Origin of the sequence: Escherichia sp. MOD1-EC4550, from assembly GCF_963876935.1 — a bacterium.
Classification (GTDB): domain Bacteria; phylum Pseudomonadota; class Gammaproteobacteria; order Enterobacterales; family Enterobacteriaceae; genus Escherichia; species Escherichia coli_F.
The window spans coordinates 386,703-413,014 of record NZ_CAWNSE010000001.1 but is presented as its reverse complement, the minus strand read 5'-3'; the positions used below and the strand labels follow the sequence as shown (position 1 = coordinate 413,014).

At 51.6% G+C, this 26,312-nt stretch carries 18 protein-coding genes; 5 read left to right on the top strand and 13 right to left on the bottom strand.

Features of this window, described 5'->3' with window-relative positions; translation table 11 throughout:
• Positions 1 to 4: 4 nt before the first annotated feature.
• From napA to napF, 3 genes are read right to left on the bottom strand one after another with little or no spacing between them, the layout of a single operon-like run.
• Complete coding sequence (gene napA / locus AACU19_RS01875) at positions 5 to 2,491, bottom strand: periplasmic nitrate reductase subunit alpha (RefSeq protein WP_000778067.1); 2,487 nt, start codon at positions 2,489 to 2,491, stop codon at positions 5 to 7.
• The gene (gene napD, locus AACU19_RS01870) at positions 2,488 to 2,751 is read right to left on the bottom strand and encodes a chaperone NapD (RefSeq protein ID WP_000557378.1); all 264 of its coding nucleotides are present in this window, start codon (positions 2,749 to 2,751) and stop codon (positions 2,488 to 2,490) included. The genes napA and napD overlap by 4 nt, the downstream gene beginning before the upstream one ends.
• Positions 2,741 to 3,235 carry a ferredoxin-type protein NapF gene (napF, locus tag AACU19_RS01865; protein ID WP_000686721.1) on the bottom strand — a complete coding sequence of 165 codons (495 nt, stop codon included), beginning with the start codon at positions 3,233 to 3,235 and terminating at the stop codon, positions 2,741 to 2,743. Before napF ends, napD begins: the two co-directional genes overlap by 11 nt.
• 108 nt (positions 3,236 to 3,343) lie before the next feature.
• Here napF and AACU19_RS01860 point away from each other — a divergent pair, with 108 nt between their 5' ends.
• Both AACU19_RS01860 and eco read left to right on the top strand, forming a co-directional pair.
• Positions 3,344 to 3,508: a hypothetical protein gene (locus tag AACU19_RS01860; RefSeq protein ID WP_032303389.1), complete on the top strand. Its 165-nt coding sequence runs from the start codon at positions 3,344 to 3,346 to the stop codon at positions 3,506 to 3,508.
• A gap of 133 nt (positions 3,509 to 3,641) precedes the next feature.
• On the top strand, positions 3,642 to 4,130 hold the full coding sequence (eco, locus tag AACU19_RS01855; protein ID WP_000849211.1) for a serine protease inhibitor ecotin: 489 nt from the start codon (positions 3,642 to 3,644) through the stop codon (positions 4,128 to 4,130).
• A gap of 149 nt (positions 4,131 to 4,279) precedes the next feature.
• Here eco and mqo read toward each other — a convergent pair whose 3' ends face one another.
• The 6 genes from mqo to ompC form a co-directional block, all read right to left on the bottom strand.
• The gene (mqo, locus tag AACU19_RS01850) at positions 4,280 to 5,926 is read right to left on the bottom strand and encodes a malate dehydrogenase (quinone) (protein ID WP_000758096.1); all 1,647 of its coding nucleotides are present in this window, start codon (positions 5,924 to 5,926) and stop codon (positions 4,280 to 4,282) included.
• A 217-nt stretch (positions 5,927 to 6,143) separates the two neighbouring features.
• Positions 6,144 to 7,787 (bottom strand): microcin J25 efflux ABC transporter YojI, encoded by a 1,644-nt coding sequence (yojI, locus tag AACU19_RS01845; RefSeq protein WP_088541292.1) that lies wholly within the window; start codon positions 7,785 to 7,787, stop codon positions 6,144 to 6,146.
• A 75-nt stretch (positions 7,788 to 7,862) separates the two neighbouring features.
• Positions 7,863 to 8,513 (bottom strand): DNA oxidative demethylase AlkB, encoded by a 651-nt coding sequence (alkB, locus tag AACU19_RS01840; protein ID WP_032184645.1) that lies wholly within the window; start codon positions 8,511 to 8,513, stop codon positions 7,863 to 7,865.
• Positions 8,513 to 9,577, bottom strand: a complete 1,065-nt coding sequence (gene ada, locus AACU19_RS01835; RefSeq protein WP_105278006.1) for a bifunctional DNA-binding transcriptional regulator/O6-methylguanine-DNA methyltransferase Ada — start codon at positions 9,575 to 9,577, stop codon at positions 8,513 to 8,515. Before ada ends, alkB begins: the two co-directional genes overlap by 1 nt.
• Positions 9,578 to 9,650: 73 nt before the next feature.
• Positions 9,651 to 10,706, bottom strand: coding sequence for an FAD:protein FMN transferase ApbE (gene apbE, locus AACU19_RS01830; protein WP_105278005.1), 1,056 nt, complete (start codon positions 10,704 to 10,706; stop codon positions 9,651 to 9,653).
• A gap of 111 nt (positions 10,707 to 10,817) precedes the next feature.
• Positions 10,818 to 11,948: a porin OmpC gene (gene ompC / locus AACU19_RS01825; protein ID WP_000865549.1), complete on the bottom strand. Its 1,131-nt coding sequence runs from the start codon at positions 11,946 to 11,948 to the stop codon at positions 10,818 to 10,820.
• A gap of 738 nt (positions 11,949 to 12,686) precedes the next feature.
• Here ompC and rcsD point away from each other — a divergent pair.
• Entirely contained in the window at positions 12,687 to 15,359 is a 2,673-nt protein-coding gene (gene rcsD, locus AACU19_RS01820) for a phosphotransferase RcsD (protein WP_001249100.1), read from the top strand.
• Between the two features lie 16 nt (positions 15,360 to 15,375).
• Complete coding sequence (gene rcsB, locus AACU19_RS01815) at positions 15,376 to 16,026, top strand: response regulator transcription factor RcsB (RefSeq protein WP_001061917.1); 651 nt, start codon at positions 15,376 to 15,378, stop codon at positions 16,024 to 16,026.
• Between the two features lie 198 nt (positions 16,027 to 16,224).
• On the opposite strand, the gene rcsC is transcribed toward rcsB, so the two are convergent.
• Positions 16,225 to 19,074 carry a two-component system sensor histidine kinase RcsC gene (gene rcsC / locus AACU19_RS01810; RefSeq protein ID WP_105278004.1) on the bottom strand — a complete coding sequence of 950 codons (2,850 nt, stop codon included), beginning with the start codon at positions 19,072 to 19,074 and terminating at the stop codon, positions 16,225 to 16,227.
• Between the two features lie 139 nt (positions 19,075 to 19,213).
• On the opposite strand from rcsC, the gene AACU19_RS01805 reads away from it, so the two are divergent.
• Entirely contained in the window at positions 19,214 to 19,339 is a 126-nt protein-coding gene (locus AACU19_RS01805; RefSeq protein ID WP_255233127.1) for a hypothetical protein, read from the top strand.
• A gap of 9 nt (positions 19,340 to 19,348) precedes the next feature.
• Here AACU19_RS01805 and AACU19_RS01800 read toward each other — a convergent pair whose 3' ends face one another.
• From AACU19_RS01800 to AACU19_RS01790, 3 genes are read right to left on the bottom strand one after another with little or no spacing between them, the layout of a single operon-like run.
• Positions 19,349 to 20,125 (bottom strand): YfaP family protein, encoded by a 777-nt coding sequence (locus tag AACU19_RS01800; protein WP_001225826.1) that lies wholly within the window; start codon positions 20,123 to 20,125, stop codon positions 19,349 to 19,351.
• Positions 20,126 to 20,129: 4 nt separating this feature from the next.
• Positions 20,130 to 21,779 (bottom strand): YfaQ family protein, encoded by a 1,650-nt coding sequence (locus AACU19_RS01795; RefSeq protein WP_105278003.1) that lies wholly within the window; start codon positions 21,777 to 21,779, stop codon positions 20,130 to 20,132.
• Entirely contained in the window at positions 21,780 to 26,294 is a 4,515-nt protein-coding gene (locus tag AACU19_RS01790) for an alpha-2-macroglobulin family protein (protein WP_198599075.1), read from the bottom strand.
• Positions 26,295 to 26,312: the final 18 nt, after the last annotated feature.

Here is a 26,312-nt window from a genome sequence, read left to right as displayed (position 1 = left end):
TGGCTTACACCTTCTCCAGTTTGACCGCACACTTCTTGAAGTCCGTCTCTTTCGAGAGCGGATCGGTCGCATCCAGCGTCAGTTTGTTAACCAGCTGTGCGGCGTCGAAGAACGGCATATACACCAAGCCCTGTGGCGGACGGTTACGACCGCGCGTTTCAACAATCGAGATGACTTCGCCACGGCGAGAAACCACTTTCACTTTGTCGCCACGACGCAGATCGCGCGCTTTCGCATCCAGCGGATGAATAAACAGGACCGCTTCCGGGAAGGCACGGTGCAGTTCCGGTACACGGCGAGTCATACTGCCGGTGTGCCAGTGCTCCAGGACACGCCCGGTAGAGAGCCACAGATCGTACTCTTCATCCGGTGCTTCCGCCGCCGGTTCGAACGGCAGTGCGAAGATCACCGCTTTGCCATCCGGTTTACCGTAGAACTTGTAGCCTTCACCCGCTTTCACGTACGGGTCGTTACCTTCGCTATAACGCCACTGCGTTTCTTTACCGTTCACCACCGGCCAGCGCAGACCGCGTGCTTTGTGGTAGTCATCGAACGGCGCGAGATCGTGACCGTGACCGCGACCAAACCATGCGTACTCTTCGAACAGCCCTTTTTGCAGATAGAAGCCCAGCTCGCGGGATTCATCGTTCAGCTGATCTTCCGCCAGTTCGGATACCGGGAATTTGCTCACTTCCGGAGTGGCATACAGGACTTCGTACAGCGTTTTGCCACGCAGTTCTGGTTTCTTCGCCAGCAGCTCTTCCGGCCACACTTCTTCAGTTTTGAAACGACGGGAGAACTGGACTAACTGCCAGAGGTCCGATTTCGCTTCACCAGGTGCCTGTACTTGCTGACGCCAGAACTGAGTACGGCGTTCGGCATTACCGTAAGCGCCCTCTTTCTCTACCCACATTGCGGTCGGCAGGATCAAGTCCGCTGCCAGCGCACTGACCGTCGGATACGGATCGGAAACGATGATAAAGTTGCGCGGATCGCGCCAGCCCGGCATACGCTCTTCATTAATGTTCGGTCCGGCTTGCATGTTATTGGTACACATGGTCCAGTAAACATTCAGTTTGCCGTCTTTCAGCGCACGGTCTTGTGCCACCGCGTGCAGACCGATTTTCGCCGGAATGGTGCCACTCGGGATATTCCACTTCTTCTCGCAAATATCACGATGTTTCTCGTTAGTCACCACCATGTCCGCAGGCAGACGGTGAGCAAAGGTGCCCACTTCACGCGCAGTACCACACGCGGAAGGCTGCCCGGTCAGGGAGAACGGACCGCAACCCGGCTGGGAAATTTTGCCGGTCAGCAGGTGCAGGTTGTAGACCAGGTTGTTGGCCCACACGCCACGGGTATGCTGGTTGAAGCCCATCGTCCAGTAGGAGATGACTTTCTTGTTCGGATCGGCATACAGCTGCGCCAGTTGTTCTAACTGGTCTTTCGGCACGCCGGTCATTTCAGCGGTTTTTTCCAGCGTATACTCAGCAACGAAGGCTTTGTAATCTTCAAAGCTCATCGGTTCGGAAGCGTCAGAACCTGGATTCTTCGCTGCTTTTTCCAGCGGATGGGTCGGACGTAAACCGTAGCCGATGTCCGTCGCCCCTTTGCGCAGGTTAACGTGTTTGCTAAAGAAGTCCTGATTTATCGCGTTGTTTTGAATGATATAGTTAGCGATGTAGTTCAGGATCACCAGGTCAGACTGTGGCGTAAAGATGATGCCGTTATCCGCCAGCTCGAAGCTACGATGCTGGTAGGTAGAAAGCACCGCCACGGTGACGTTCTGGTTAGAGAGACGACGGTTGGTGATGCGCGACCAGAGAATCGGGTGCATCTCCGCCATGTTAGCGCCCCACAGCACAAACGCGTCAGCCTGTTCGATGTCGTCATAGCAGCCCATCGGCTCATCCATACCAAAGGTACGCATAAAGCCAACTACCGCCGACGCCATACAGTGACGCGCGTTCGGGTCGATGTTGTTCGAACGGAAGCCCGCTTTGAACAGCTTGGACGCGGCATAACCTTCCCAGATAGTCCACTGACCAGAACCGAACATACCGATCGATTCCGGCCCTTTTTCTTTCAGGGCGGTTTTGAATTTCTCTTCCATCACATCGAAGGCCTGATCCCAGGTGATTGGGGTAAATTCGCCTTCTTTGTCATATTTACCGTTTTTCATACGCAGCAGCGGCTGCGTCAAACGGTCTTTACCGTACATGATTTTGGGCAGGAAATAGCCCTTAATGCAGTTCAGACCACGGTTAACCGGTGCGTCCGGGTCGCCCTGACAGGCCACCACACGCCCCTGCTGCGTTCCGACCAGAACGCCACAACCAGTACCGCAGAAACGGCATGGTGCTTTATCCCATTTAATGGCTTCCTGCTGACCAACAACGGCGCGGGCAACGCCCGGCACGCTGAGACCGGCAGCCGCCGCAGCGGCCGCAACGGCGTTAGCTTTCATAAAGCTACGACGACTGAGTTTCATGGTGTTTCCTCACCTTGCTCTTCCTGCTGGTGATAAACCAGCGACACCGCCAGCACGCCCTCTACGTTGCGTACTGACTCAATGGTTTGGATCAGCGTTTCGCTGTCTTCTGCTTCCACCACCACAATCAACTGACCGCTCGGCGCGTCGCTGACAGCGACTTCACAGCCGGGAAAGGCGTTCAGTTGGGTGCTGATGTCTGAAATTCGTTCGCTTTTGGCCTGCACGACCAGGCTGCAAACTTGCCAGTTAGTGTGCATGGAGATACTCCGCAGTTATGGCTGATACCGGACAGCTGGCTGCACATGCTCCACATCCGTTGCAAAGTTGGCTATTAAGTTGCGGCTGGTAGATCCCGGAGAGCGTCGGGCGAAAGATAATTGCCATTGGCTCACAGCTATCCTGACAGCGGCGGCATTCAACTGTTTGATACGCCAGGCATGCCTCCCCGATGGTGAACAGCAAATCCCAGGCCCTGGTGTGGCGCGGAGAAAATAGCGATTCGGGGCAAGCTTGCGCGCAGGCATAACAGAAGCTGCACTCGTTATTTTTGAAATTAACGCTCGGATAGCCCCCCGCGCCGCGTTGCAGAATGTTGTTTTCACAAGCATTAATACAGGCGTCACAGCGGGTGCAATGAGTCAGAAAATGAGATTCATCACCGGACCAGGGCGGACGGATACCGTTACTGGCTTTGCGCCAGCGACCAGTGAGTATGCCCCGACGGGATGCATCAATCTTCACATTGACCTTCCATCATTAATACGCTCTGAAAATTGAGAGCGACCAAATAAACCGCATAATTAATAAGCCATTTTTATAGCCGCTAAGATATTAAAGGATGTGTCAAAGATGCATACCCCGATCGGGGTAAAACCTGTAGCAGGATCAAAAGAGTGGTGGGAAGAGTGGCAAAAACGGGCTTTTGCTCACATTTCAAATGGTTATAAACATATTTATATAGCGATTAATTCGCCAGAGATATTTCTCAAGGCTTTACCACTCCTCAGAATTTAACACTAAAAGAGAAGGTAAAATTGTCTGAATGTTCTTTTAGTTATTCATAAAGCAAATTAATAAATCTGATGAATATGTTAACCTTCAGCGACATCATCGGTGAAAACCTATAAATGACGAAGGGAATACAACAATGAAGACCATTCTACCTGCAGTATTGTTTGCCGCTTTCGCTACCACTTCCGCCTGGGCGGCAGAGAGCGTCCAGCCACTGGAAAAAATCGCGCCTTATCCGCAAGCTGAAAAAGGCATGAAGCGTCAGGTGATTCAGTTAACCCCGCAAGAAGATGAATCTACCCTGAAAGTAGAACTGTTAATCGGTCAGACGCTGGAAGTCGATTGCAATTTGCATCGTCTCGGCGGGAAGCTGGAAAGCAAAACGCTGGAAGGCTGGGGCTATGATTATTACGTCTTTGATAAAGTTAGCTCGCCGGTTTCCACGATGATGGCCTGCCCGGATGGCAAGAAAGAGAAGAAATTTGTCACCGCGTATCTGGGCGATGCTGGAATGCTGCGTTACAACAGCAAGCTGCCGATCGTGGTGTATACGCCAGACAATGTAGATGTGAAATACCGCATCTGGAAGGCGGAAGAGAAAATTGACAACGCGGTAGTCCTCTAAACTGCCGTGAAGTGCTCCACCCCGTAGGTCGGATAAGGCGGTCACGCCGCATCCGACATCTCACGCCCAAGCCGGTTGACTGATGCGACGCTGGCGCGTCTTATCAGCATACGCCACATCCGGCATAACATGCCGGATGTGGCACATCATTACAACGCAATATCCGCCACTTCTTTATGAACGGGTTGCGGTTTCAACTGCGGTTTCGGCGTATTATCTGCTGCCTGCGGCTTGTCGTATTTCAGCCCCAGCACTTCGCTGGTGTACTGCAACTCGCGTTCGGTTGCCGCCACATCACCATTCAGCTTGCGTCCATAAGACGGAACAATCGCTTTCAGCGTGGCCTGCCATTGTGGGCTTGAAACGCGATCGCCAAATACTTTTTCCAGCAGATTCAACATAATCGGCGCGGCGGTTGACGCCCCTGGCGATGCCCCCAACAACGCGGCAATGGTCCCTTGCTGGTCACTGACCACTTCGGTACCCAGACGCAGTACGCCACCTTTCTCGGCATCACGCTTGATAATCTGCACGCGCTGCCCCGCTTGCCACAAACGCCAGTCCTCTTTTTTCGCCTGCGGATAGTACTCTTTCAACGCTTCAAAACGATCCTCTTCACTCAACATCACCTGACTCACCAGATATTTCACCAGATCGAAATTATCCAGCCCAACGTGCATCATCGGCATCACGTTTGAGGTGGTGGTGGAACTCATCAGATCCCACAATGAACCGTTTTTGAGGAATTTGGTTGAGAAGGTGGCAAATGGCCCAAACAGCACGACGCGTTTACCGTCCAGAACACGGGTATCGATATGCGGAACCGACATCGGTGGTGCGCCAACGGAGGCTTTACCGTAAACCTTCGCCAGATGGTGATTAACCACGTCCGGGTTTTCCGAAACAAGGAACTGTCCGCCCACCGGGAAACCGGCGTAGTCTTTCGCCTCCGGAATCCCCGATTCCTGTAACAGTTTCAGCGCCGCACCACCCGCGCCGATAAAGACAAATTTGGCGCGGATGTTCTGTGCAGTGCCGTTTTTCAGATCGGCAACGGTGACGGTCCAGCTGTTATCGTCATTACGCTTTAGGGCGCGGACTTCGCTGCTGAGTTGCAGCGAGAAGTTAGATTTCTTCTGTAAGGAGGCGATCAACTGGCGGGTGATCTCGCCATAGTTCACATCAGTGCCAATTTCTGTGCGTGTTGCTGCTACTTTCTGTTGCGGATCGCGCCCTTCCATCACTAACGGTGCCCACTCTTTGATCTGCGCGTGATCTTCAGAGTAACGCATACCGCGAAACAGCGAGCTTTGTTGCAACGCGGCGTAACGGGCGCGCAGGAAATTAACGTTATCCTCGCCCCAGACAAAGCTCATATGCGGAACGGTATTGATAAATGAACGCGGAGTACGCAGCACACCGCGCTCGACCTGGTGCGCCCAGAACTGGCGGGAAATCTGAAATGCTTCGTTAATGGCGACTGCTTTTTCAATACTGATGCTGCCATCGGCGTTTTGCGGGGTGTAATTGAGTTCCATCAGTGCAGAATGCCCGGTTCCGGCGTTGTTCCAGCCGTTCGAACTCTCCTGCGCGACACCCTCCAGGCGCTCCACCATGGTCATCGACCATTCAGGCTCCAGCTCGCGTAAATAAGTCCCCAACGTGGCGCTCATAATGCCGCCGCCAATCAACAGTACATCAGTTTCCTGCTCCTCGGACGCTTTCGCTTTTGCCGTCATCGAAACGGCATTAAGCCCCACGGCCATCGAGAAGAGCATGGCAGTCACTTTTTTCATCTTGTTAATGCCTTACTTTTAGTCGCTTTATTGCAGGTGAGATTTGCGCGGCATCAACGGTAACACTTAAGTAACAACATTTAAATAATGTTTATAAATTATATTCTAATTTTAGAAACATTATAATTTCGTTGATTAATTATAGGGTTATTAGAAACGAAGGTTTTTTTAGAATATTGACCTGGCGGCAGCAGTCCGCCAGGTCAGCGTCGAAATATTATGCCGTCCGGGCAACGGCATCACGCGAAGCAGCATCGCGCTCTTCGCCTGTCAGCTCGCTAAGTAGCCCGTTGCGCATTTCCAGCAGGCGGTCAGCGTGAATAAAGTAATGATCATCATGACTGATGGCGAAAATCGTTTTACCCATCTCCTGCATCAGCGGCAGCAGCACCTGATAAAACTCACGACGGAAGTGTGGGTCCTGATCCGCCGCCCATTCATCCAACAGGATAATATCGCGTTCTTCTGCCAGCGCCAGCAACAGCGCGACGCGTTTTTTCTGCCCTTTTGATAACTTCAGGTTAACAATACGCCCGTTGCTTAACTCAAGCTTATGAGCCATTTTCAGCTGCGCCAGCCACTTCTCAACCAGTTGCGGGTTAGCAGGTTTCCCCTCCGGCCCCAGCAGTTGATCAAACAACCAGACATCGGTAAACACTGCCGAAAACAGTTTGCGATAATCTTCCGGTTGTTCGCCGCTGACAGGTTTGCCATCCAGCAAGATTTCGCCGCTTTGTGGCTGATACAAGCCCGTCAGCAACATGGCCAGTGTCGATTTTCCGCTACCGTTGCCGCCAATCAGAAACAGCAGTTCGCCACGTTTAATGGTGAGGTTAATCGGCCCAACGGAAAACGCGTTATCCTGATAAGCAAACGTAACATTGCGCAGCTCCAGCGTTTGCCAGTTGGGAAACGTCTGCGGACGCGGAAACTCAGCTTTGAAAGGTGCGAGCGCGAATTTATTCAGCTTGTTAAACGCTACCTGCGCCGTCAGCAGCGTCGGCAACGCACCAACCGCCGAAAGCAGCGGCGTACGCAGAAATAACAGCGTTAACGAATAGGTCGCGGCAACGTTGGTATCGGCCCAACCGAGACTGTTCGCCATCCAGAACACCAGGCCGATTGCGCCCAGCATCATGATGTTTGACCAGTTCACGGCACTAAGATGGAAGGTGTCTGCGCGGATGATATGATGGCGATACTCTTGCGCATCAGGAATGTAGAGGTTGTTAAACACATACTCGGCGCGTTCACGGTTCAGAGTCAGCTCTTTGCGCCCTTCGAGTACGGTTTGAAAATCCGTGTACAGCTTATCTTCGGTTTCACGCAGGGTCGCCATATGTTTGTACACCCGCGCCACCAGCACAAAACCACCCCAGATGGTGACTGCCATCCAGATAGCCGTTACCAGCAACATTTTGCCCGATAGCATCCACAAATACGCCGCGGAACCGATAGTGAGAATGATCCCCTGCACCAGTTCCGGCAGACGCACAAAAGCAATGGTGATATTGCGCACATCGCTGGTTAACCCCGCCAACAACGAGGCGCTACCGAGTTGTTCAATGCGCTCGACGTGAGTATCGAGAATCCGCTTGATAAATTCACTACGCAGTCGGTAAACGAAATGATGCCCCAGAGTGGTGAGCGCCAGTTGCGAACCTAGCGTCACCGCCATTAGCAGCAGCAATAATCCCAGAAACTCCGGCAATACCAGCAGACTGGTATCCGCCGTTTCGATAAGGCGCTGATTGATAAAAGCAATTAAGCCAATGCCTAATGCCGCACTGGCGAGGCTTAGCGCCATCACACTGATAAATGGCCAGCGATACTGCCGCCAGACAAGTACAAGAAGTTCCATGCAGAAAACCCGGACAATGAATTACAGCCCGCAGTTTAAACATCTTCGCGCGCACAGCAATAATAATTCTTATTTTTATTCTTTTTTACCTGCCTGACGGAATGTCAGGTTGTAGCGGCAGTCGGTGGTGAGTGGATGAAACCCCGCTTTCAACGGTTGAATACCGTGATAAAACAGCCGCGATTCACCGCCCCATACCACCACATCGCCATGTTCCAACAACAATCTTTTTAGCGGATCATTTCGTTTCAGGCCGCCAAATTGAAAAATCGCGGGTAAGCCCAGAGAAACAGAAACAATCGGCGCGCGCAGATCCGGTTCGTCTTTATCCTGATGCAGCGACAGTTTCGCGCCAGGAGCGTAGCGGTTGATCAGACAGGCATCTGGCTGGAAATCTGGATAGCCCGCCGCCGTAGCCGCACGTTGACATAAATTATGAAAACTCTGCGGCATGGCGGGCCACGGTTTATTTGTTTGCGGATCAATGGGCGAATAGAGATAACCTTGCCGATTGGTCGTCCAGCCCAGATGCCCACAGTTGGTCATTGCCACCGACATGGTATATCCCCCGGGGGTGACCATCTGGCGAAACGGCGACTGGCTGGCAACGTCATTAATATCGCGGATTAGTTGCTCCGCAGCGTTAAAAGCAAAACGGTGCAAAATCACCGCACCAGCCGCCAGTGGCTCTTGCCACGGTTCAGCATCGGCAAACAGATCCAACATTACCTCTCCTCATGTTCAGATTCGCGGCGCAGCAGTTGCGCTTTGCGCGACACGCCCCAGCGGTAACCGGAAAGAGTGCCATCACCACGGACTACCCGATGACAGGGTATTACGATAGCTAGCTTGTTAGCGGCACAGGCGCTGGCAACGGCACGTACCGCTTTCGGTTTGCCGATGGCGTTTGCCAGTTGCTGATAACTGACGGTTTCACCGCAAGGTATCGTGCGCAGTGCCTGCCAGACTTGTTGCTGAAAAGCGGTGCCGCGAATATCCAGCGGTAACGTCAGCGGTGTGTCGCGGTGATTCAGACTGGTGATCACCTCGCGCACATGTTGCTGAAACGTCAGATCGGCAGGCGCGTTGTCGGCAGCGGGAAACATCTGCTGCAACTCGCTGATTAATGTCGCGTCATCATCGCCCAGTAATATCGCGCAAATCCCCCGCTCGCTTTCTGCCACCAGGCACCGGCCCAGCTCACAATCAGCCAACGCGTAACGCACCGCCAGATTTTCGCCACCGTGACGGAATTGTTTAGCCGTCATGCCCAGCGTTTCGTCGGCTTTGCGGTAGTAACTGCTGCTATCGGGGAATCCGGCGTTAAGAATGGACGTCGTCACGCTCTCCCCTTTCGCCAGCGATTCACGCAAACGGCGAGCGCGCCAGGCCTGTTGCCAGGCTTTAGGCGTCATTCCGGTAGTCGCTTTAAACAACCGATGCAGATGGAACGGACTCATCGCCACCTGGTCGGCTAAGGCTTCCAGCGTTACAGGCGTTTCCTGTTCCAGCAGTCGGCAGGCGTGGGTAATTTTATCAAGGCGATGTTGCCGGGGATTGGCTTTGTCTGGCTGACAACGTTTGCAGGGGCGAAAGCCAGCGGTAAGCGCCTCGCTGGCATTTACGTAGAAGGAGACGTTTTCCCGCAAGGCATGTCTGGCACGGCAAGACGGTCGGCAAAAGATACCCGTGGTCCGCACGGCGAAAACGAATTCGCCGTCGGCGTTCGGATCGCGGGCTAAGACAGATTGCCAGCGTTGATCGTCAGTTAAGCATGTGGCGTTTTTCATCATCAGCTCCCTGGTTAAGGATAGCCTTTAGTCTGCCCGGTCACCATCACGCAAAAACCAACAATCTTGCGCTTTAATTTTTTTCGCTAATAAGGAAGCTTTTAAACTGTGGCGACATCCAGGTTTTAAAGCTATCGCCCTCTTTGGTGATCATATAAACCGCCAGCCCTTCCCGGCGAACAACCTCTTTGGCTTTCTCCGGCCCGAGTACCATTAAGCCAGTATCCCAGGCGTCGGCTTCCAGCGCCGTCGGGGCAATCACCGTCACGGATATCAGATTGTGTTCGATGGGACGCCCGGTTTGCGGATCGATAACATGGGAAAGACGTTTGCCGTCCAGTTCGTAATAGTTACGGTAGCTGCCAGAGGTGCTAATGCCATGACCGTTGATATCCACCACGGCCTGAACCGCGTTTTCTTTATCAGTTGGTTTTTGAATCGCTACCCGCCACGGCTGGCCTTCACCGTTCATACCACGGCTGTTCAGCGCGCCGCCCACCGACACCAGATAGCGGGATATCCCTTCCTGCTCCATCAAGCGTGCCAGATGATCCGCCGCATAGCCTTCGCCGACGGTGGAGAGATCGACATATAAATCCGGCAGGTCTTTTTGCAGATATTGCTGATGCGACTGATTAATGACCGTCAGGTGCTGTAAGCCGGTTTTGGCTTTCATCGCATCAATTTGTTCCTGGCTCGGAATTTGAACCGGCTGTTGTTCCGGGCCAAAGCCCCACAGATTCACCAGCGGCCCGACGGTTATATCCATCGCACCATCGGTCCTTGCGCCAATGCGCAGCGAGGTAGTGACGATATCGGCCATCGCTTCACTTACCGGCCACGGCGATAAACTTTGCGAGTCGTTAAATCGCATCAGCGCGGAATCTTTTTTATAGGTCGAAAGCAGCTGATCGTCAGCGTCCAGCTGGGTCTGAATCTTTTCTTTAAGTTCGGCACTGCGTTTGGCGTCAATGCCCGGAATGCTAGCACGCCAGAAGGTACCCATGGTTTTGCCTTCGAGAACGGTAACTTCAATAGCGTGGGTTTTGGCGGGTTGTGGTTTTTGATCGCAACCAACAAAGAAGAGCGCGGCAGCCAGCAGTGCCACGCGGGTAAAGCTTATTTCCATACGTGATTATCCTCATGCGAACGGTCGCAAGAGTACACCAAAAAACTGAGTTTGTACGCTGAAAACAATGAAAAAAGGGCCCGCAGGCCCTTTGTTCGATATCAATCGAGATTAGAACTGGTAAACCAGACCCAGAGCTACGATGTTATCAGTGTTGATGCCAGCGTCACGAGTGAACTGGTTGTCGTCCAGCAGGTTGATTTTGTAGTCAACATAGGTGGACATGTTTTTGTTGAAGTAGTAAGTAGCACCAACATCAACATATTTCAGGATATCTTCGTCGTCGTAGTTACGACCATTGATGACACCCAAGTTTTTACCTTTAGACTGCAGGTAAGCCAGGGACGGACGCAGACCGAAGTCGAACTGGTACTGAGCAACAGCTTCGAAGTTCTGTGCTTTGTTCGCCCAACCCAGGGAACCTACGCGAGTTGCGTTGTAGGTCTGGGTGTACTGAGCAGCCAGGTAGATGTTGTTAGCGTCGTATTTCAGACCACCAGTGTAGGTTTCAGCACGGTCGCCAGTACCGATGTAGTTACGGACTACATTATTGTCGCTTACATAGGTACCATTCTGAGCGTCAGTACGTTTGGAGCTGGACACTGCAGCACCGATACCGAAGCCTTCGTAATCATAAGTGATAGAACCGCCAACGCCGTCGCCGTTCTGACGCAGAGCACCACGACCGTTGTTGGTCATGCCTTCGCCATCTACGCTACCGTTTTTACCCTGGTACTGAACAGCAAAGTTCAGGCCGTCAACCAGACCGAAGAAGTCGGTGTTACGGTAGGTCGCGAAGCCGTTACCACGCTGCTGCATGAAGTTGTCAGAACCGTAAGTGTCGCCACCGAATTCTGGCAGTACGTCGGTCCAGGAAGTTACGTCATAAACAACGCCGTAGTTACGACCGTAGTCGAAAGAACCCACATCCTGGAATTTCAGACCTGCGAATGCCACACGGGTCCAGGAGTTGTTTTCGTTTTCAGCGCTGTTGCCCTGGATCTGATATTCCCACTGACCGTAACCGGTCAGCTGGTCAGTAACCTGAGTTTCACCTTTGAAGCCAAGACGCATGTAGGTCTGGTCGCCATCTACAGACTTGTCGTCAGAGAAATAGTGCAGGCCGTCTACTTTACCGTACAGATCTAATTTGTTGCCGTCTTTGTTGTAAACTTCAGCAGCGTTTGCTGCGCCTGCTACCAGCAGAGCTGGGACCAGGAGGGACAGTACTTTAACTTTCATGTTATTAACCCTCTGTTATATGCCTTTATTTGCTTTTTTATGCCACTGCATACTGATTAACCCTCATTAATCAGTCGGCAAGTCCATTCTCCCCAAAAATGCAGAATAATCCAACACGAATATGATACTAAAACTTTTAAGATGTTTCATTTATCGCTATAGATGTTTCAGAATGTAAATACAAGGGAACTTTTTAAGATTATTGCGGAATGGCGAAATAAGCACCTAACATCAAGCAATAATAATTCAAGGTTAAAATCAATAACTTATTCTTAAGTATTTGACAGCACTGAATGTCAAAACAAAACCTTCACTCGCAACTAGAATATCTCCCGCTATCATCATTAACTTTATTTATTACCGTCATTCATTTCTGAATGTCTGTTTACCCCTATTTCAACCGGATGCCTCGCATCCGGTTTTTTTTACCCTTCTTTACACAATTTTCATTATTCTGTGCTACCACAGAAAAACTATAACGCTTGTTAACTATTTCACAAATAATTAACATCAGCATAATTTCCAGCAATCTTCGTTTATTTGCAATTAATTTCGTTGGGCTTTTTGTAGGTTATTTGTACAGCAAAATGGCGCTTGTACATCTATTTCCCCCAATGCAGGATGATAAATATCACGGGAGAATAGAAAATCATCAATCAGGTAAGAGTCTGGAATTTCACACTGTACCCTTTATACTGCCCTATCACTTCGCGAAGTTTTAACAGGTCATAAACACGAATGCGTCAGAAAGAGACAACGGCCACGACCCGCTTTTCACTCCTACCGGGGAGCATTACCCGCTTCTTTTTACTGTTGATCATTGTGTTACTGGTGACGATGGGTGTAATGGTACAAAGCGCCGTTAACGCCTGGCTGAAAGATAAAAGTTACCAGATTGTCGACATTACCCACGCTATCCAAAAGCGCGTCGATACCTGGCGTTATGTGACCTGGCAGATTTACGACAACATTGCCGCGACGACTTCCCCCTCCTCCGGCGAAGGTTTACAAGAGACGCGCCTGAAACAGGATGTCTACTATCTGGAAAAACCACGCCGCAAAACGGAAGCGTTAATCTTTGGCTCTCACGACAACTCAACGCTTGAGATGACTCAACGGATGTCCACCTATCTGGACACGTTATGGGGCGCAGAAAATATACCGTGGTCGATGTATTACCTGAATGGTCAGGATAACAGTCTGGTACTGATCTCGACCCTACCCCTCAAAGATCTCACCTCCGGATTTAAAGAATCGACCGTCAGCGACATTGTTGATTCACGTCGCGCAGAGATGTTGCAACAGGCCAACGCGCTCGATGAACGCGAAAGTTTTTCTAACCTGCGCCGCCTGGCCTGGCAGAACGGTCATTACTTTACCTTGCGTACCACGTTCAACCAGCCGGGACATCTGGCAACGGTCGTTGCTTTTGATCTGCCGATTAATGATTTGATCCCACCGGGTATGCCGCTGGACAGTTTCCGCCTTGAGCCAGACGCGACGGCAACGGGAAACAATGAAAATGAGAAAGAAGGGACGGATAGCGTCAGTATCCACTTTAACAGTACGAAGATTGAAATCTCCTCGGCACTCAACTCTACCGATATGCGCCTGGTCTGGCAGGTTCCTTATGGCACCTTATTGCTGGATACGTTGCAAAACATTCTGCTGCCACTGCTGCTGAACATCGGTTTGCTGGCGCTGGCGTTATTTGGCTATACCACATTCCGCCATTTCTCCAGCCGCAGTACAGAAAGCGTCCCCAGCACGGCGGTCAATAACGAATTGCGCATTTTACGGGCAATTAATGAAGAGATAGTCTCACTGCTGCCGCTCGGCCTGCTGGTTCACGATCAGGAATCGAACCGCACAGTCATAAGTAACAAAATTGCCGATCATTTGCTGCCGCATTTGAATCTGCAAAACATCACCACCATGGCGGAACAGCATCAGGGGATTATTCAGGCGACGATCAATAACGAGCTGTATGAGATCCGCATGTTCCGCAGCCAGGTTGCGCCGCGCACACAAATTTTCATTATTCGCGATCAGGATCGCGAAGTGCTGGTAAACAAGAAACTCAAGCAGGCGCAGCGTCTGTATGAGAAAAACCAGCAGGGGCGGATGACCTTTATGAAAAACATTGGCGATGCGCTGAAAGAACCCGCACAGTCCCTGGCGGAGAGCGCGGCTAAACTCAACGCCCCGGAAGGCAAACAACTGGCGAATCAGGCAGATGTGCTGGTGCGGCTGGTCGATGAAATACAGTTAGCGAATATGCTTGCGGACGATAGCTGGAAAAGTGAGACGGAGCTGTTCTCCGTGCAGGATTTGATTGATGAAGTTGTGCCTTCAGTATTGCCTGCCATCAAGCGTAAAGGTCTGCAACTGCTGATTAACAATCATTTGAAAGCACACGATATGCGCCGCGGCGATCGCGATGCCTTACGACGTATTTTGCTACTACTGATGCAATATGCCGTGACCTCAACGCAATTGGGAAAAATCACCCTTGAGGTTGATCAGGATGAGTCCTCCGAAGACCGCCTGACGTTCCGCATTCTGGACACCGGAGAAGGCGTAAGCATTCATGAAATGGATAATTTGCACTTCCCGTTCATCAACCAGACCCAAAACGATCGCTATGGCAAGGCGGACCCGCTGGCATTCTGGCTGAGCGATCAACTGGCACGTAAACTGGGCGGTCATTTAAACATCAAAACGCGGGATGGGCTTGGTACACGCTACTCTGTGCATATCAAAATGCTCGCAGCTGACCCGGAAGTTGAAGAGGAAGAAGAACGATTACTGGATGATGTCTGCATAATGGTGGATGTTACTTCGGCAGAAATTCGGAATATTGTCACTCGCCAGTTAGAAAATTGGGGTGCAACCTGTATCACACCCGATGAAAGATTAATTAGTCAAGATTATGATATCTTTTTAACGGATAATCCGTCTAATCTTACTGCCTCTGGCTTGCTTTTAAGCGATGATGAGTCTGGCGTACGGGAAATTGGGCCTGGTCAATTGTGCGTCAACTTCAATATGAGCAACGCTATGCAGGAAGCGGTCTTACAATTAATTGAAGTGCAACTGGCGCAGGAAGAGGTGACAGAATCGCCTCTGGGCGGAGATGAAAATGCGCAACTCCATGCCAGCGGCTATTATGCGCTCTTTGTAGACACAGTACCGGATGATGTTAAGAGGCTGTATACTGAAGCAGCAACCAGTGACTTTGCTGCGTTAGCCCAAACGGCTCATCGTCTTAAAGGCGTATTTGCCATGCTAAATCTGGTACCCGGCAAGCAGTTATGTGAAACGCTGGAACATCTGATTCGTGAGAAGGATGTTCCAGGAATAGAAAAATACATCAGCGACATTGACAGTTATGTCAAGAGCTTGCTGTAGCAAGGTAGCCTATTACATGAACAATATGAACGTAATTATTGCCGATGACCATCCGATAGTCTTGTTCGGTATTCGCAAATCACTTGAGCAAATTGAGTGGGTGAATGTTGTCGGCGAATTTGAAGACTCTACAGCACTGATCAACAACCTGCCGAAACTGGATGCGCATGTGTTGATTACCGATCTCTCCATGCCTGGCGATAAGTACGGCGATGGAATTACCTTAATCAAGTACATCAAGCGCCATTTCCCAAGCCTGTCGATCATCGTTCTGACCATGAACAACAACCCGGCGATTCTTAGTGCGGTATTGGATCTGGATATCGAAGGGATCGTGCTGAAACAAGGTGCACCGACCGATCTGCCGAAAGCTCTCGCCGCGCTGCAGAAAGGGAAGAAATTTACCCCGGAAAGCGTTTCTCGCCTGTTGGAAAAAATCAGTGCTGGTGGTTACGGTGACAAGCGTCTCTCGCCAAAAGAGAGTGAAGTTCTGCGCCTGTTTGCGGAAGGCTTCCTGGTGACCGAGATCGCTAAAAAGCTGAACCGCAGTATCAAAACCATCAGTAGCCAGAAGAAATCTGCGATGATGAAGCTGGGTGTCGAGAACGATATCGCTCTGCTGAATTATCTCTCTTCTGTGACCTTAAGTCCGGCAGATAAAGACTAATCATCTGTAGGCCAGATAAGACGCGTCAGCGTCGCATCTGGCATTTGCACTGAATGCCGGATGCGGCGTAAACTCCTTATCCGGCCTACGATTCCCATTATTTCAATGGATTACAACAAAGTAGGCCAGATAAGACGCACCAGCGTCGCATCTGGCATTTGCACTGAATGCCAGATGCGGCGTAAATGTCTTATAAGCCTACGATTCCCGCGATTTCCGGACCCTCTCGGCATATACCGTCAGCGTCTGTTTTATCACATCCAGCGTTACCGGCTTCGACAGGCAGCTGTCCATACCGGACTCCAGACACCGCTGCTTCTCTTCAGCCAACGCATTAGCAGTTACTCCGATTACCGGCAACGTCAGTCCCAACTGACGAATGCGTTGCGTCAAGCGGTAACCATCCATATTTGGCATGTTGACGTCGCTAAGCACGATATCAATATGATTCTTGCTAAGTACATTAAGCGCATCGACGCCATCATTCGCGGTTTTACATTGATAGCCCAACGATCCCAACTGATCTGCAAGCAGACGCCGGTTAATCGGATGATCATCCACGACGAGAATCATCATATCGTCGTTATCGCTGACCGCTTTGTCCGTCGACGGCAGAGCGTTAGCAGGATCATCGCTCTCCATCTCGATCAAATAAATACGCGCCAACAATGCCGGTAGCTCATGCGGTGCAGCCACACTGTGTACCCACTCCCCTGGCGCTTTCTCCAGCGGAATACCAATATGGCGACGACAGAAGGTCACTACCGCTCTACCCTGCCATTTTTTGCTCACTACCTCGTCAGTGATTAACACATCTTCGGGAGTCGGTTCCTGCCCTTCGTATGTTGTAACGACTATGCCGCTGCGCTGCAAACTGGTTTCCAGGAACTGACAGAGCGACGCATTGCGGACTGCCAGCCAGCAGCGTTTCCCGCTCAACCCTTCCGCGCTTTTTTTCTGCGGGTACTGAGCGCCATACAACGGAATACGCACAGTAAACTGGCTGCCCATTCCCGGTTCTGAATCTACCGAGATGTCGCCGTCCATCATGCTGATCAGTTTTTCACAAATCGCCAGACCCAGACCAGTCCCCTGGAAGTTACGCTGTACGCCCGTGCCGACCTGGAAGAAGGGATCAAACAAGCGCACCACTTCTTTCGCCGGAATCCCTACGCCGGTATCGCGAACGCGGATAGAGAGATAATCGCCATCAGCTCGAACATGCAGAACTATACAGCCGGTATCGGTGAATTTTATGGCGTTACTCAACAGGTTGGAGATGACCTGCTGTAAACGCATTGGGTCGCCATTTAAGGCCACTGGCACATCCGGTTCAATAAAGCAGTACAAGCCTAGCTGCTTGCGTACCACCAGCGGCAAATAGTTGGCGGTGATGTGGTTCATCACTTCACGCGGTGAAAACTCACGCGGTTCGATCTTCAACTGTTCCGATTCAATCTTCGAGAAGTCGAGAATATCGCTGATAATTTTCAACAACAGGCTGGAAGAGTTGTTCATTGCCGTCACCAGACGATCGACGCCTTTCGGTAACTCTTTGGTTTGCAAAAGATCCAGGTTACCGATAATGCCATATAGCGGCGTTCGCAGCTCATGACTGACGGTGGCAAGGAACATCGATTTTGACTGGCTCGCCTGTTCCGCTGCTTGTGCCATCTCCTGCAACGACTCTTCCATCTTCACGCGCGAAGAAACATCCACCAGCACACAAATGGCGACGTTTTCATTACGATAGCGCGAATGGACGAAGCTGATTTGCAGATTGGTATTGTTGCTGGTCAGGACATCAACAAAATTGACCTGCTGACCACAGATAATTTGCGTCAGTCGTTGGCGATCCTCATGCGTAAGCATATTGAGATAGGTATGCGCAAGTTCGTTACTTAAAATATTAACGCCATCAGCGGTACGCAAAATGCAGATACCCACTGGCGCGGAAGCGACAATCTTGCGATTAAACTGCTCGTGCTCTTCCAGTCGCAGGGCGTCGCTTTCCGCAGGAATGAATATACGCCGCTCGTACATCCGTGCGAGAGTAAACAACGCGGCTCCGGCAAGCACATTCAGCAAAATCGCGTTAAGGATCAACATGCGAATGCGCTCCAGCACCTTATCAACCGGCACCGAATAGACGATGCTTAACGATGAAGGTGGCAGGTTTTTCTTCAGCACCAGTTCCCGGAACCCTTCCGTATAGCCAAACCAGGAACGTTCCTGCATCCAGCGAGGATCGCTCTTAATCTTGCTTTCCGGTCCGGTAAGCGAAATCAGGGTATGACCATTTTCATCAAGAATGGTTACCCCCATCGGCAACGTACCAGGTAAGAAGAAGTTCTCCATCCTGATGGTCTGCTCGACACCCAAAAGCGCCTGCAACCGGTTCGCCAGATAAACTGGCGTCAAGGCGTAAAAATACCCGACGCCAGGGCGCGGACCTTCGCTGATCCAGTAGAGGTTACTGCCGCTATCATCTTGTGGTGCATTTCGATATTTATTGATGCGTTCATGCAAAGCTTTCAATGCGGTATCGCGTTCCACTGGCATATCACGTAGACCGAAATTGGCCATGCAGAGGTTATCGCTGCCGATTAAAAATACCCGGTTGAGATCGTAAGCCGCAGAGAAATTATCGCGCCAGTAGCGCATAAACCACGCCAATGACTCCAGAGAACCTCGCCAGGTGTTACTCATTGCGGAACAATCGGAGTCGGCAAACAGTGGTTCAAACACAGGCACATCTGCCTGCGTTTCTCGTCCACGCGGCGAAAGCACACCGTTTTCTGCCGATAAGCGATTTTCAGCTATGTACTTCAGCTCTTTCATCACATCAGAGGTGCGTTGAATAAAGCGCTGAGCCTGATCGGAACTCAGATTAAATTCCTGACGAATTTCCGATTCTCGCTGATGCAACGCATTAACGATGTAAAAAACGGATGAAAAAGCAATCAACAGCCAGAGCACTAACGCCAATGCTCTGAACATGTAGCGCGAGGCTTTCAGGGTTGTACGAAAAGAAGCAAGGTATTTCAAAGGGGCGAAGCTCCGCCTCAGGTGACCGATGGAGTTTGGTTAAGGTAGCGGTAAAAGCGTGTTACCGCAATGTTCTGTCACCATTGCAATAATGCGTATCGCTTAGAAACCATTGCCTTAATCAGGAAAGCCGGAGTAAATGGACAGTTTTCAGTACGAACAACAAGAAATGACCAATCTGCCGACGCTTGTTAATGGTTATATCCTGGCGTCGGCAGATCGCCCAGCAGTCTTATCTGAAAAAAGAGAGAGCCAGGTTGTGTGAAAGGATGGATCACCAGTCAAAACTTTTCACCAGCGTCAACTCGCCAGCATTACGCATCGGTACAATGAAAGTTTCCTGTTTCTCATTGACCGATCCTTCATCGGTGATCAGCGTCAGTTGGGCGGTCGTCAATTCCGTTTCGCTGCGTCCGCCATAGTAGTTGATATACACCTGATAACGTCCGTGAATCGGCGCTGGCATGGCGAAAATCTCGGGTCCGTACCCCGTCGTGACATCCATATCCAGTGCACCACTGTTTTTCAGCACGGTGTTACCGTACCAGGCGTGTTCGCCATCAGGTGTGACAACGTGAAGATCGAGGTCGGTATTGTCCGTATCCCAGGAGAGAACCAGCCGTAAACGCGCGCGGATCACTCCAGCGCCCGGCGTTGAGTAAAACTGCATTTTTTGTCGGCTTTGCCCATCTGGGCTGATGACCTGCACGCTGTTGCTGCCTTCAGTGAAAATATAAGGGCGTGCAAATGAACCATCGGATTCAATTCTCTGCGGCATACTGGCACCGTTGACCACCAGCCGGCCCTGCTGAACTTTACCCGCCGCAGCATAATTCTTTATTTTGCCGCGGATCTGCGCTGAGATATTTTGATCATCTGCCATGTTGACGGACGACGCCGGGTAATTGATCGATTGTGAAAAACTGGCATCTTCGCCCTCTGCCGGATGCCAGCCAGAGAGCGGTGCATCAATCTCGACTTCCTGCACACCTTCGCCATGGGCAACAGGCGAAAGCGCCACCAGTAACAACGGAAGAAAAATCTTTCGCATAGCATTAGTCCATTAATAATTGTCGGGTCAGCGTTTCGATATAGTTCTCATCAAGCCCGGTGGGATAACCATCAAAGGCCAGGTGCAGATACTCATGGGTTAAATCCAGCCGATCCTGAAGCGTAAAGAAGTTACGAATAAACAGCCGTTTCTGCTGCCGATCGGTATAGGGGAAACCTGAGACTAAACGGCAGACCGCAAACACGTCTGGTTCGTTGTACCCCGTTTCGCCTTGTAACATACGCCGCCACTGCGGCATTTTTTTCGCCAGCCAGGCCTTCGCTTTGGGTAATAACTGGCAGGTTGAGCGCGGCGCTCCCCAGCGGCTAAGGCTATTGTCGGGATAAGCAAACGCGAGTATCTGATCGTAACGCTCTCCCTGCCCCGCCTGGGCGGTGGCTTGCCGCCAGGAGAGTGTCCCTTCGGTAGCGCGACTGCCGTGATAATGAACCGGATCGCCAGCGTAAATGAGATCCTGCGTCCAGGCGGTCATCGTCCGCGCGCCCGTGGTGGCTGGCGAAGCAGAAACACGCTGCATGGCGCTGCTGTCGGGGATGGTCAGGCAATCGCCTTCCCGATTGGCGTTTTGCTGTAAGAAAGTGCGAATCGCCACGGTCATAGCTTTCGCTGCCTCAGGAGGCGTACTTTTCGCCTCGCGATCCAGCACTCTGGCAACGTACTCTTCACGATCAAGATGCGACTGCAATTTCAGTTTGCCCTTTTCTGTCAGTAAGGTCGTCTCACCGTGGCTGACAAACGTAATGTGGTTACCATTGGCAAACGTCACACGATAGCGCCCATTAAGTACGCCGGGATTTACTGCTGTCGTACTCTTTTCCGCCGTGATTTTCTTCAGCGGATAACGGGCAAACAGCTCCACCTCTACACATTGCCCACTGGCAACTTGCGTCGGCACTGGCAATACCCGATTAAGCACCGTCGCATAACGGGTCAGTACCGTTTTGCTGGTGCCACTGCCAGTAACCCACAGCGGTGTACCATCGGTTAACCAGCCGGCAAAACCACCCTGACGGATTTCCTGTTTATCATCGGCAAACCAGCTCCAGGTTTTCACCCTTACCCGACTACCGAGCATGGATGCGACACCGATTTTCGCCTCGTCCAGCACCACATCCAGTAAGATTTCCTGAGCTTTGTTTTGCGCGGGTAACGTCGCTAATGAATCAAGCAGCGATTTAACCGTTACCGAGGTTTCTGGCTTCAGCGTCGGAAGAGACGCTAACCACGCAGGTGCCTGACGCTGTTGCCAGTATTGCCCCCAAACATCTGCACCAATATGCAACCGTTGCGGCGCAAAATAGAGTCCACAGGAGCGTACCAGCGCGGTATCGCGCGTTATGCTCTCCCCAGCCTGACAACAATAAACCTCTTCCGGGGAGTTTCCGCGACACTGGTAGGGCTGCTCTGGTTGATGGGTATCCTCCAGCCAGGCGTAAACATACAGTTTCCACAAACTCCCTAACGGCGTGGTGAGTGTGTCAGGTAATGCCGAGACTTTGGTCACGCCTGATGACGACAGCTGATACAGTAGATCGTGCTGCGCGCCCCGCAGCGCCAGTTGTAACGGCGTCTCCTCCGCAAGCGTTGGCAGAGTAACCAACGCTAATAGCCAGACGATTCTGCGCCAGTTCACTTATTTCACCTGCATCCCGGTCCATTCGCTCCCTGCCGCAACACTTTGCTGTGCAGGTGCATAGGAACGCACATAACGAGCAGGAGGCAGAACGAATTGCCCTTTTTGCGAGAAACGCAGCAAATGGCGGAAGGTGACCGTTCCCGTCAGTTCTTTTACCGGCACCATATAGGCCAGTTCGCCCATTTCATTGCGCGCTTTTTCCAGCAGTTGTCCTTGCTGTTTTCCGGCATTCGGTTTATTGACCGAAATGCCCCAGGTTGTACGCTCAACATCGGCTCCCGGCGGCAGCGGTACTTCTACCTGGCCGTAGCGCAGAGTTGCATCTTGCTCGCTGGTAAGCGTGATTTCATCGAGATACAGCGCATCGCTGTCAATCTCATTGCTGGTCAGCGGCTGCAGAGTAAAGCTCATCTCTTCTTCACCCGGGATAAGCCGATACAACTGGCGTTCAATGGTCACCGGAATGTTACTTTGTTGAGCCGTTTTTGCCGGTTCACGCCAGCGAACCTGCACGTTTTGCGGCGGTAATTCGTCACCAAAAGAGAGAATATCCGGCACGCCCTGACCAACCCAACGCCAGTATTCACCCCCTCCGGTTAACTTATGTTTGGCCCATGCGCCCGCAGGAGCAGGTAACGTAACCGGAGGCATCGTCGCCATATATTTCGCCAGCCAGTTCATTGCCAGCGCGCGCTCAATAGTGGATTGTTCAGCGGTTAAACCACTTAAAATAGCGGCAGCCTGGGTGGCGTCGCCTCCGCTATTGAGCAGCACAACCGTGTGCGCCAGCGGCTGGTTACTGTTTGCTGCTTTATCCCACGCATATTGCTGAACCTGTGGCATCACAGTGGACTTCAACTGCGCTTTTTTCAGCAACGTCATGGTTAAGACGTTTGCCACCGCATCTGCCAGTGGAGATTCAGGTGTATCGAGGATCAGACTGTCATTGATATCGCTGGTGTCTGCCTCAGAGAAATCTTTAGTTTTAGTTCCGCGCCGGGCGATAGCTTCGTCCAACCCTTTCAACAACGTTTTGCACGGCAGATTCATCTCCTGCGCCCACGCCAGCACCAGCGCCCGATGCAATAACGGCATGTTATCCGCCTGCTCCGCGTAGCTGTCGAGCATATGCTGCCAGTATTCCGGTTGTTGCGTTACGCCGAGCGCCTGACTGGCCTGCCAGTCGGCATACCATGCCCATGCCGTGAGGAATGCGTCGCCATTGCCATCTTCACCCCACCAGGTAAAGCGCGCTCCGGGCCCCGCCAGTTGCATCAGCCGCAGACGGTTATCCTGAATCCTCTGACGAATGTCGTTAGCGGCGGCACTTTGATGATCGGCAAGTGAACGCCAGGCGAGACTGAGCGGGATCAGACGGCTACCGGTGTTGATCACGCCCCCCCACGGTTCATCGACTAACGCATCAAGATTGTTACGGAAAATCTCCTGCGGCGTTTCGCTACTTTGCAACCGGATATTGCTCGCCTGCTCGGGCAACATCAGCGCGTTATCGCCACCGCCGAGCATGACGTTTTTCTGCTGTTCAACGGGCCAGCTGTTATCCACAAAAGACAGTTTTGTGCTAATACTGTCCTGCACTTGCCCATTTTGTTGGAGTTCTGCACTTAACAAGCCAGATTGCTGAATATTCTGCGTCAGCGAAATATAATTCGCCCCTTTATGCAACGTCAGCGTCTGACGCACCTCCGCGCCTGAAAATTTAGTCACCAGCGCCACCGGTTCGTTATCCTGCTGACTGAAGATAAACAGTCCTGCCGCCGGTTTGTCACCCATGCGATATACCGTTGGCATACTCCACTTCATGTAGAGATTTTTTTCCGAACGCAAATAAGCACGCCCCTGCCCGACCAGCCCGTCGCCGTTCATCCCACGCGCGGTGATGCGCCAGCGGGTTAATGAATCAGGCATCAGGAACGTGAAATACGCTTTGCCTTGTTTATCGGTTGTGAGTGACGGCATCCAGGCAGCGGTATCCACCTCTTCACGCCGTGGACGTTCCAGCATTTTCACTCGCCGCTCGCTGCGGTTAGTCGCGCCAGGCGCAACAGGTTCGCTGGAGAGCGCCTGGTCGTAGCTGATAAATGACAGGCTGGAACTGGTGCGCACATTGTTACGCCCCAGCGGATAGAAAAATTTGCCGATATTCGGCGCGATTTCCGGTTGCAGCGCGTAGATCATTTCATCGACCACGCCAACCGTTAACTGCGCAGAAACTGGTTTACCTTTCAGCAACGAGGTTAATTCGACATTGACCAGTTCACCTGGCTGGTAATGGGTTTTGTCCGTTTTCACCCGAATATCCAACTGGGGAACGGCAACTTTGATCCCGGCGTTCTGAAAACTGTACTGACCGTTACGGGTATACAGCACCGAAAAAGTGATGTTAGGCGCAAAGGAATTGCTCACCGGTACGCGGGCTTCATACTGGGTATCGTTTAAACGTTGTAACGTCAGCCAGTTTGCCGGATGCGATAGCAGCGACTGCTGTTCCACGCGATCGCGTTCCAGCGTCAATAACGCTTCATCAATTGGCTCCGGGAAGGTAATCAGCATTTTCGCGGTTTCGCCTGGCTGGTACAGCGTTTTATCCGCCACGATATCTACCGTACCAGTATGCGCCGTGCTGCCCTTACCGCTGACGGCATGGCTTAACCCAGCGAGAATTAAGCCGTCTTTATCGCGTAACGTCAGGTTGTAGTTGCCTGGTTTATCGAAATTGACGGTAAAGGATTTGCCGCCAGAAGGTAGATCTCCGCTGTGGCTCGTGCGATCTTCCAGACGCAACCACTCATACGTAACAGGAACCTGTTTTGAAGATTCCAGCGCAGCATAACGGAAAACAACCGATTCACCGCTATTGCTGTATTGTGCGGCGGTGCTCAAAGTGTAATGCGCCAGGCCACGTTCAATGAGGATCTCTTTGGTGGTGGTGACACGATACGCCGCGCCGTCACTGGCGGAGACAGTTAACAAATAACGGCTTGGTTTATCGGCGGCGGGGAGATTTAACGCCACATGACCATTATCGTCGGAAACCGTTTCACTGCCTTCCAGCGACACCGGGAAACGTCCGGCATAACGCAAATCGTTACCGACCATTGATAATTGCTGAGCGCGCAAACTTAACTGCACGCGGGCATCTTTTACCGGCTCGCCATCCGGGTAAAGCAGTTGCAGTTTGCCGCTAACCGCTTCGCCTGTTTTGAACTCTTTTTTGTCGAGAGCTAAACCAATCTCAAAATGTGGCTTGATATAGTTGGCTACGCGAAAACTACTGCTATAGACCTGATTGCGGTAAGCAAGACGTAATTCATAACCTCCGGCAACGGCATTTTCTGGCAGGCGGAAACTCCCCTGCCCGCCATTACGCGCATCCAGCGTGACATTGACGGTTTGCAACAGGCTGCCATTAGCATCCAGCACTGAAAGTTTCGCCGGTGCGCTGACGATAGGGGATGAATGCAACGGATCGTGGAACTCGCGGCCCATCACTTTAACATCGACACGATCGCCTGCGCGATATAGCGGGCGATCAGTAAAGATATACAAGCGGGTATTGTAGATTTCACTTTCGTAGAAAAAATTCTCGGAGACAAAAACGCCGCCTTCTGCATCTTTACCCAGAATGTATGAACGTTCCGGCGATATATGTTGTAACTGCAAGGTACCGCTGTCATCGGTCACACCACGAGTCATCACGCCAAGACCGTCAGTCCACAGGATCTCTGAGCCTGGCTTCGCTTCACCCTGTTTTTTGCCAGCAGTCCACACCAGAAGTTCGTTGCCTGACACTTTGCTAAGCGCCACGGTATCGGAAACAAACACCACCGTCGTTGCCCGATACCCACCGACCATCGCTTCGACGAGATACAGTCCTGGCTCTTGTTTGCCGAGAGGAATATAGATGTTGCCCGGCTGCGGCGAGATGAAATTGCTGGATGCGCCTTCCAGTTTTACCCCTTGCTGCGGCTCGACCGGTTTTGCCTGCCATAGTGGATAGCGGAACTGTTCCACCAGTGGATATTTTTTCAGCGGTGAAAACTGGCTGTTCTGTACATAACGGGAAGGTTTAACAATGGCATTACCGAGCTGTAATTCGGGTAACGCCTGAGTCACATTCTGCCGTGACTGAGAAGAGAAAGTACGCTGCATTACACGGCGAGATTTGCCATACCAGTTATCCCACAGCCAGGTTAGCGTATTGTTCAGCCCGTCGCCCAGATATTGCGGTTGCACCACAATGCGATGCAGGTTTTTCTGCTGGCGCAAAAATGCCATCGGGTCAGGAATACGATACAGGCGAACGTCCACGCCGCCGTACTCTTCCATCTGGTAACGCCGATAATCACGCCCCGGCGCTTCCAGTCGCACTTTCGCCTCTTCACTGCTGCTAAAACTGCTGTCAGCGAGCAAAAAGAATGTTCCCCCGGCGGGCGGCGCATAGTTACTGGAAGGAAGCGAATCATCAGCATTAGCAAGCCCTGTTCCCACAAGAGACAGGCACAAGCA

Bases quoted from the DNA above. Each gene is read 5' to 3' on its own strand.
- rcsB (WP_001061917.1), top strand. From the start codon at position 15,376: ATGAACAATATGAACGTAATTATTGCCGATGACCATCCGATAGTCTTG.
- ompC (WP_000865549.1), bottom strand. From the start codon at position 11,948: ATGAAAGTTAAAGTACTGTCCCTCCTGGTCCCAGCTCTGCTGGTAGCA.
- napD (WP_000557378.1), bottom strand. From the start codon at position 2,751: ATGCACACTAACTGGCAAGTTTGCAGCCTGGTCGTGCAGGCCAAAAGC.
- AACU19_RS01805 (WP_255233127.1), top strand. From the start codon at position 19,214: ATGGACAGTTTTCAGTACGAACAACAAGAAATGACCAATCTGCCGACG.
- napA (WP_000778067.1), bottom strand. From the start codon at position 2,491: ATGAAACTCAGTCGTCGTAGCTTTATGAAAGCTAACGCCGTTGCGGCC.
- eco (WP_000849211.1), top strand. From the start codon at position 3,642: ATGAAGACCATTCTACCTGCAGTATTGTTTGCCGCTTTCGCTACCACT.
- apbE (WP_105278005.1), bottom strand. From the start codon at position 10,706: ATGGAAATAAGCTTTACCCGCGTGGCACTGCTGGCTGCCGCGCTCTTC.
- AACU19_RS01800 (WP_001225826.1), bottom strand. From the start codon at position 20,125: ATGCGAAAGATTTTTCTTCCGTTGTTACTGGTGGCGCTTTCGCCTGTT.
- yojI (WP_088541292.1), bottom strand. From the start codon at position 7,787: ATGGAACTTCTTGTACTTGTCTGGCGGCAGTATCGCTGGCCATTTATC.
- ada (WP_105278006.1), bottom strand. From the start codon at position 9,577: ATGAAAAACGCCACATGCTTAACTGACGATCAACGCTGGCAATCTGTC.
- rcsD (WP_001249100.1), top strand. From the start codon at position 12,687: ATGCGTCAGAAAGAGACAACGGCCACGACCCGCTTTTCACTCCTACCG.
- alkB (WP_032184645.1), bottom strand. From the start codon at position 8,513: ATGTTGGATCTGTTTGCCGATGCTGAACCGTGGCAAGAGCCACTGGCG.
- AACU19_RS01860 (WP_032303389.1), top strand. From the start codon at position 3,344: ATGCATACCCCGATCGGGGTAAAACCTGTAGCAGGATCAAAAGAGTGG.
- mqo (WP_000758096.1), bottom strand. From the start codon at position 5,926: ATGAAAAAAGTGACTGCCATGCTCTTCTCGATGGCCGTGGGGCTTAAT.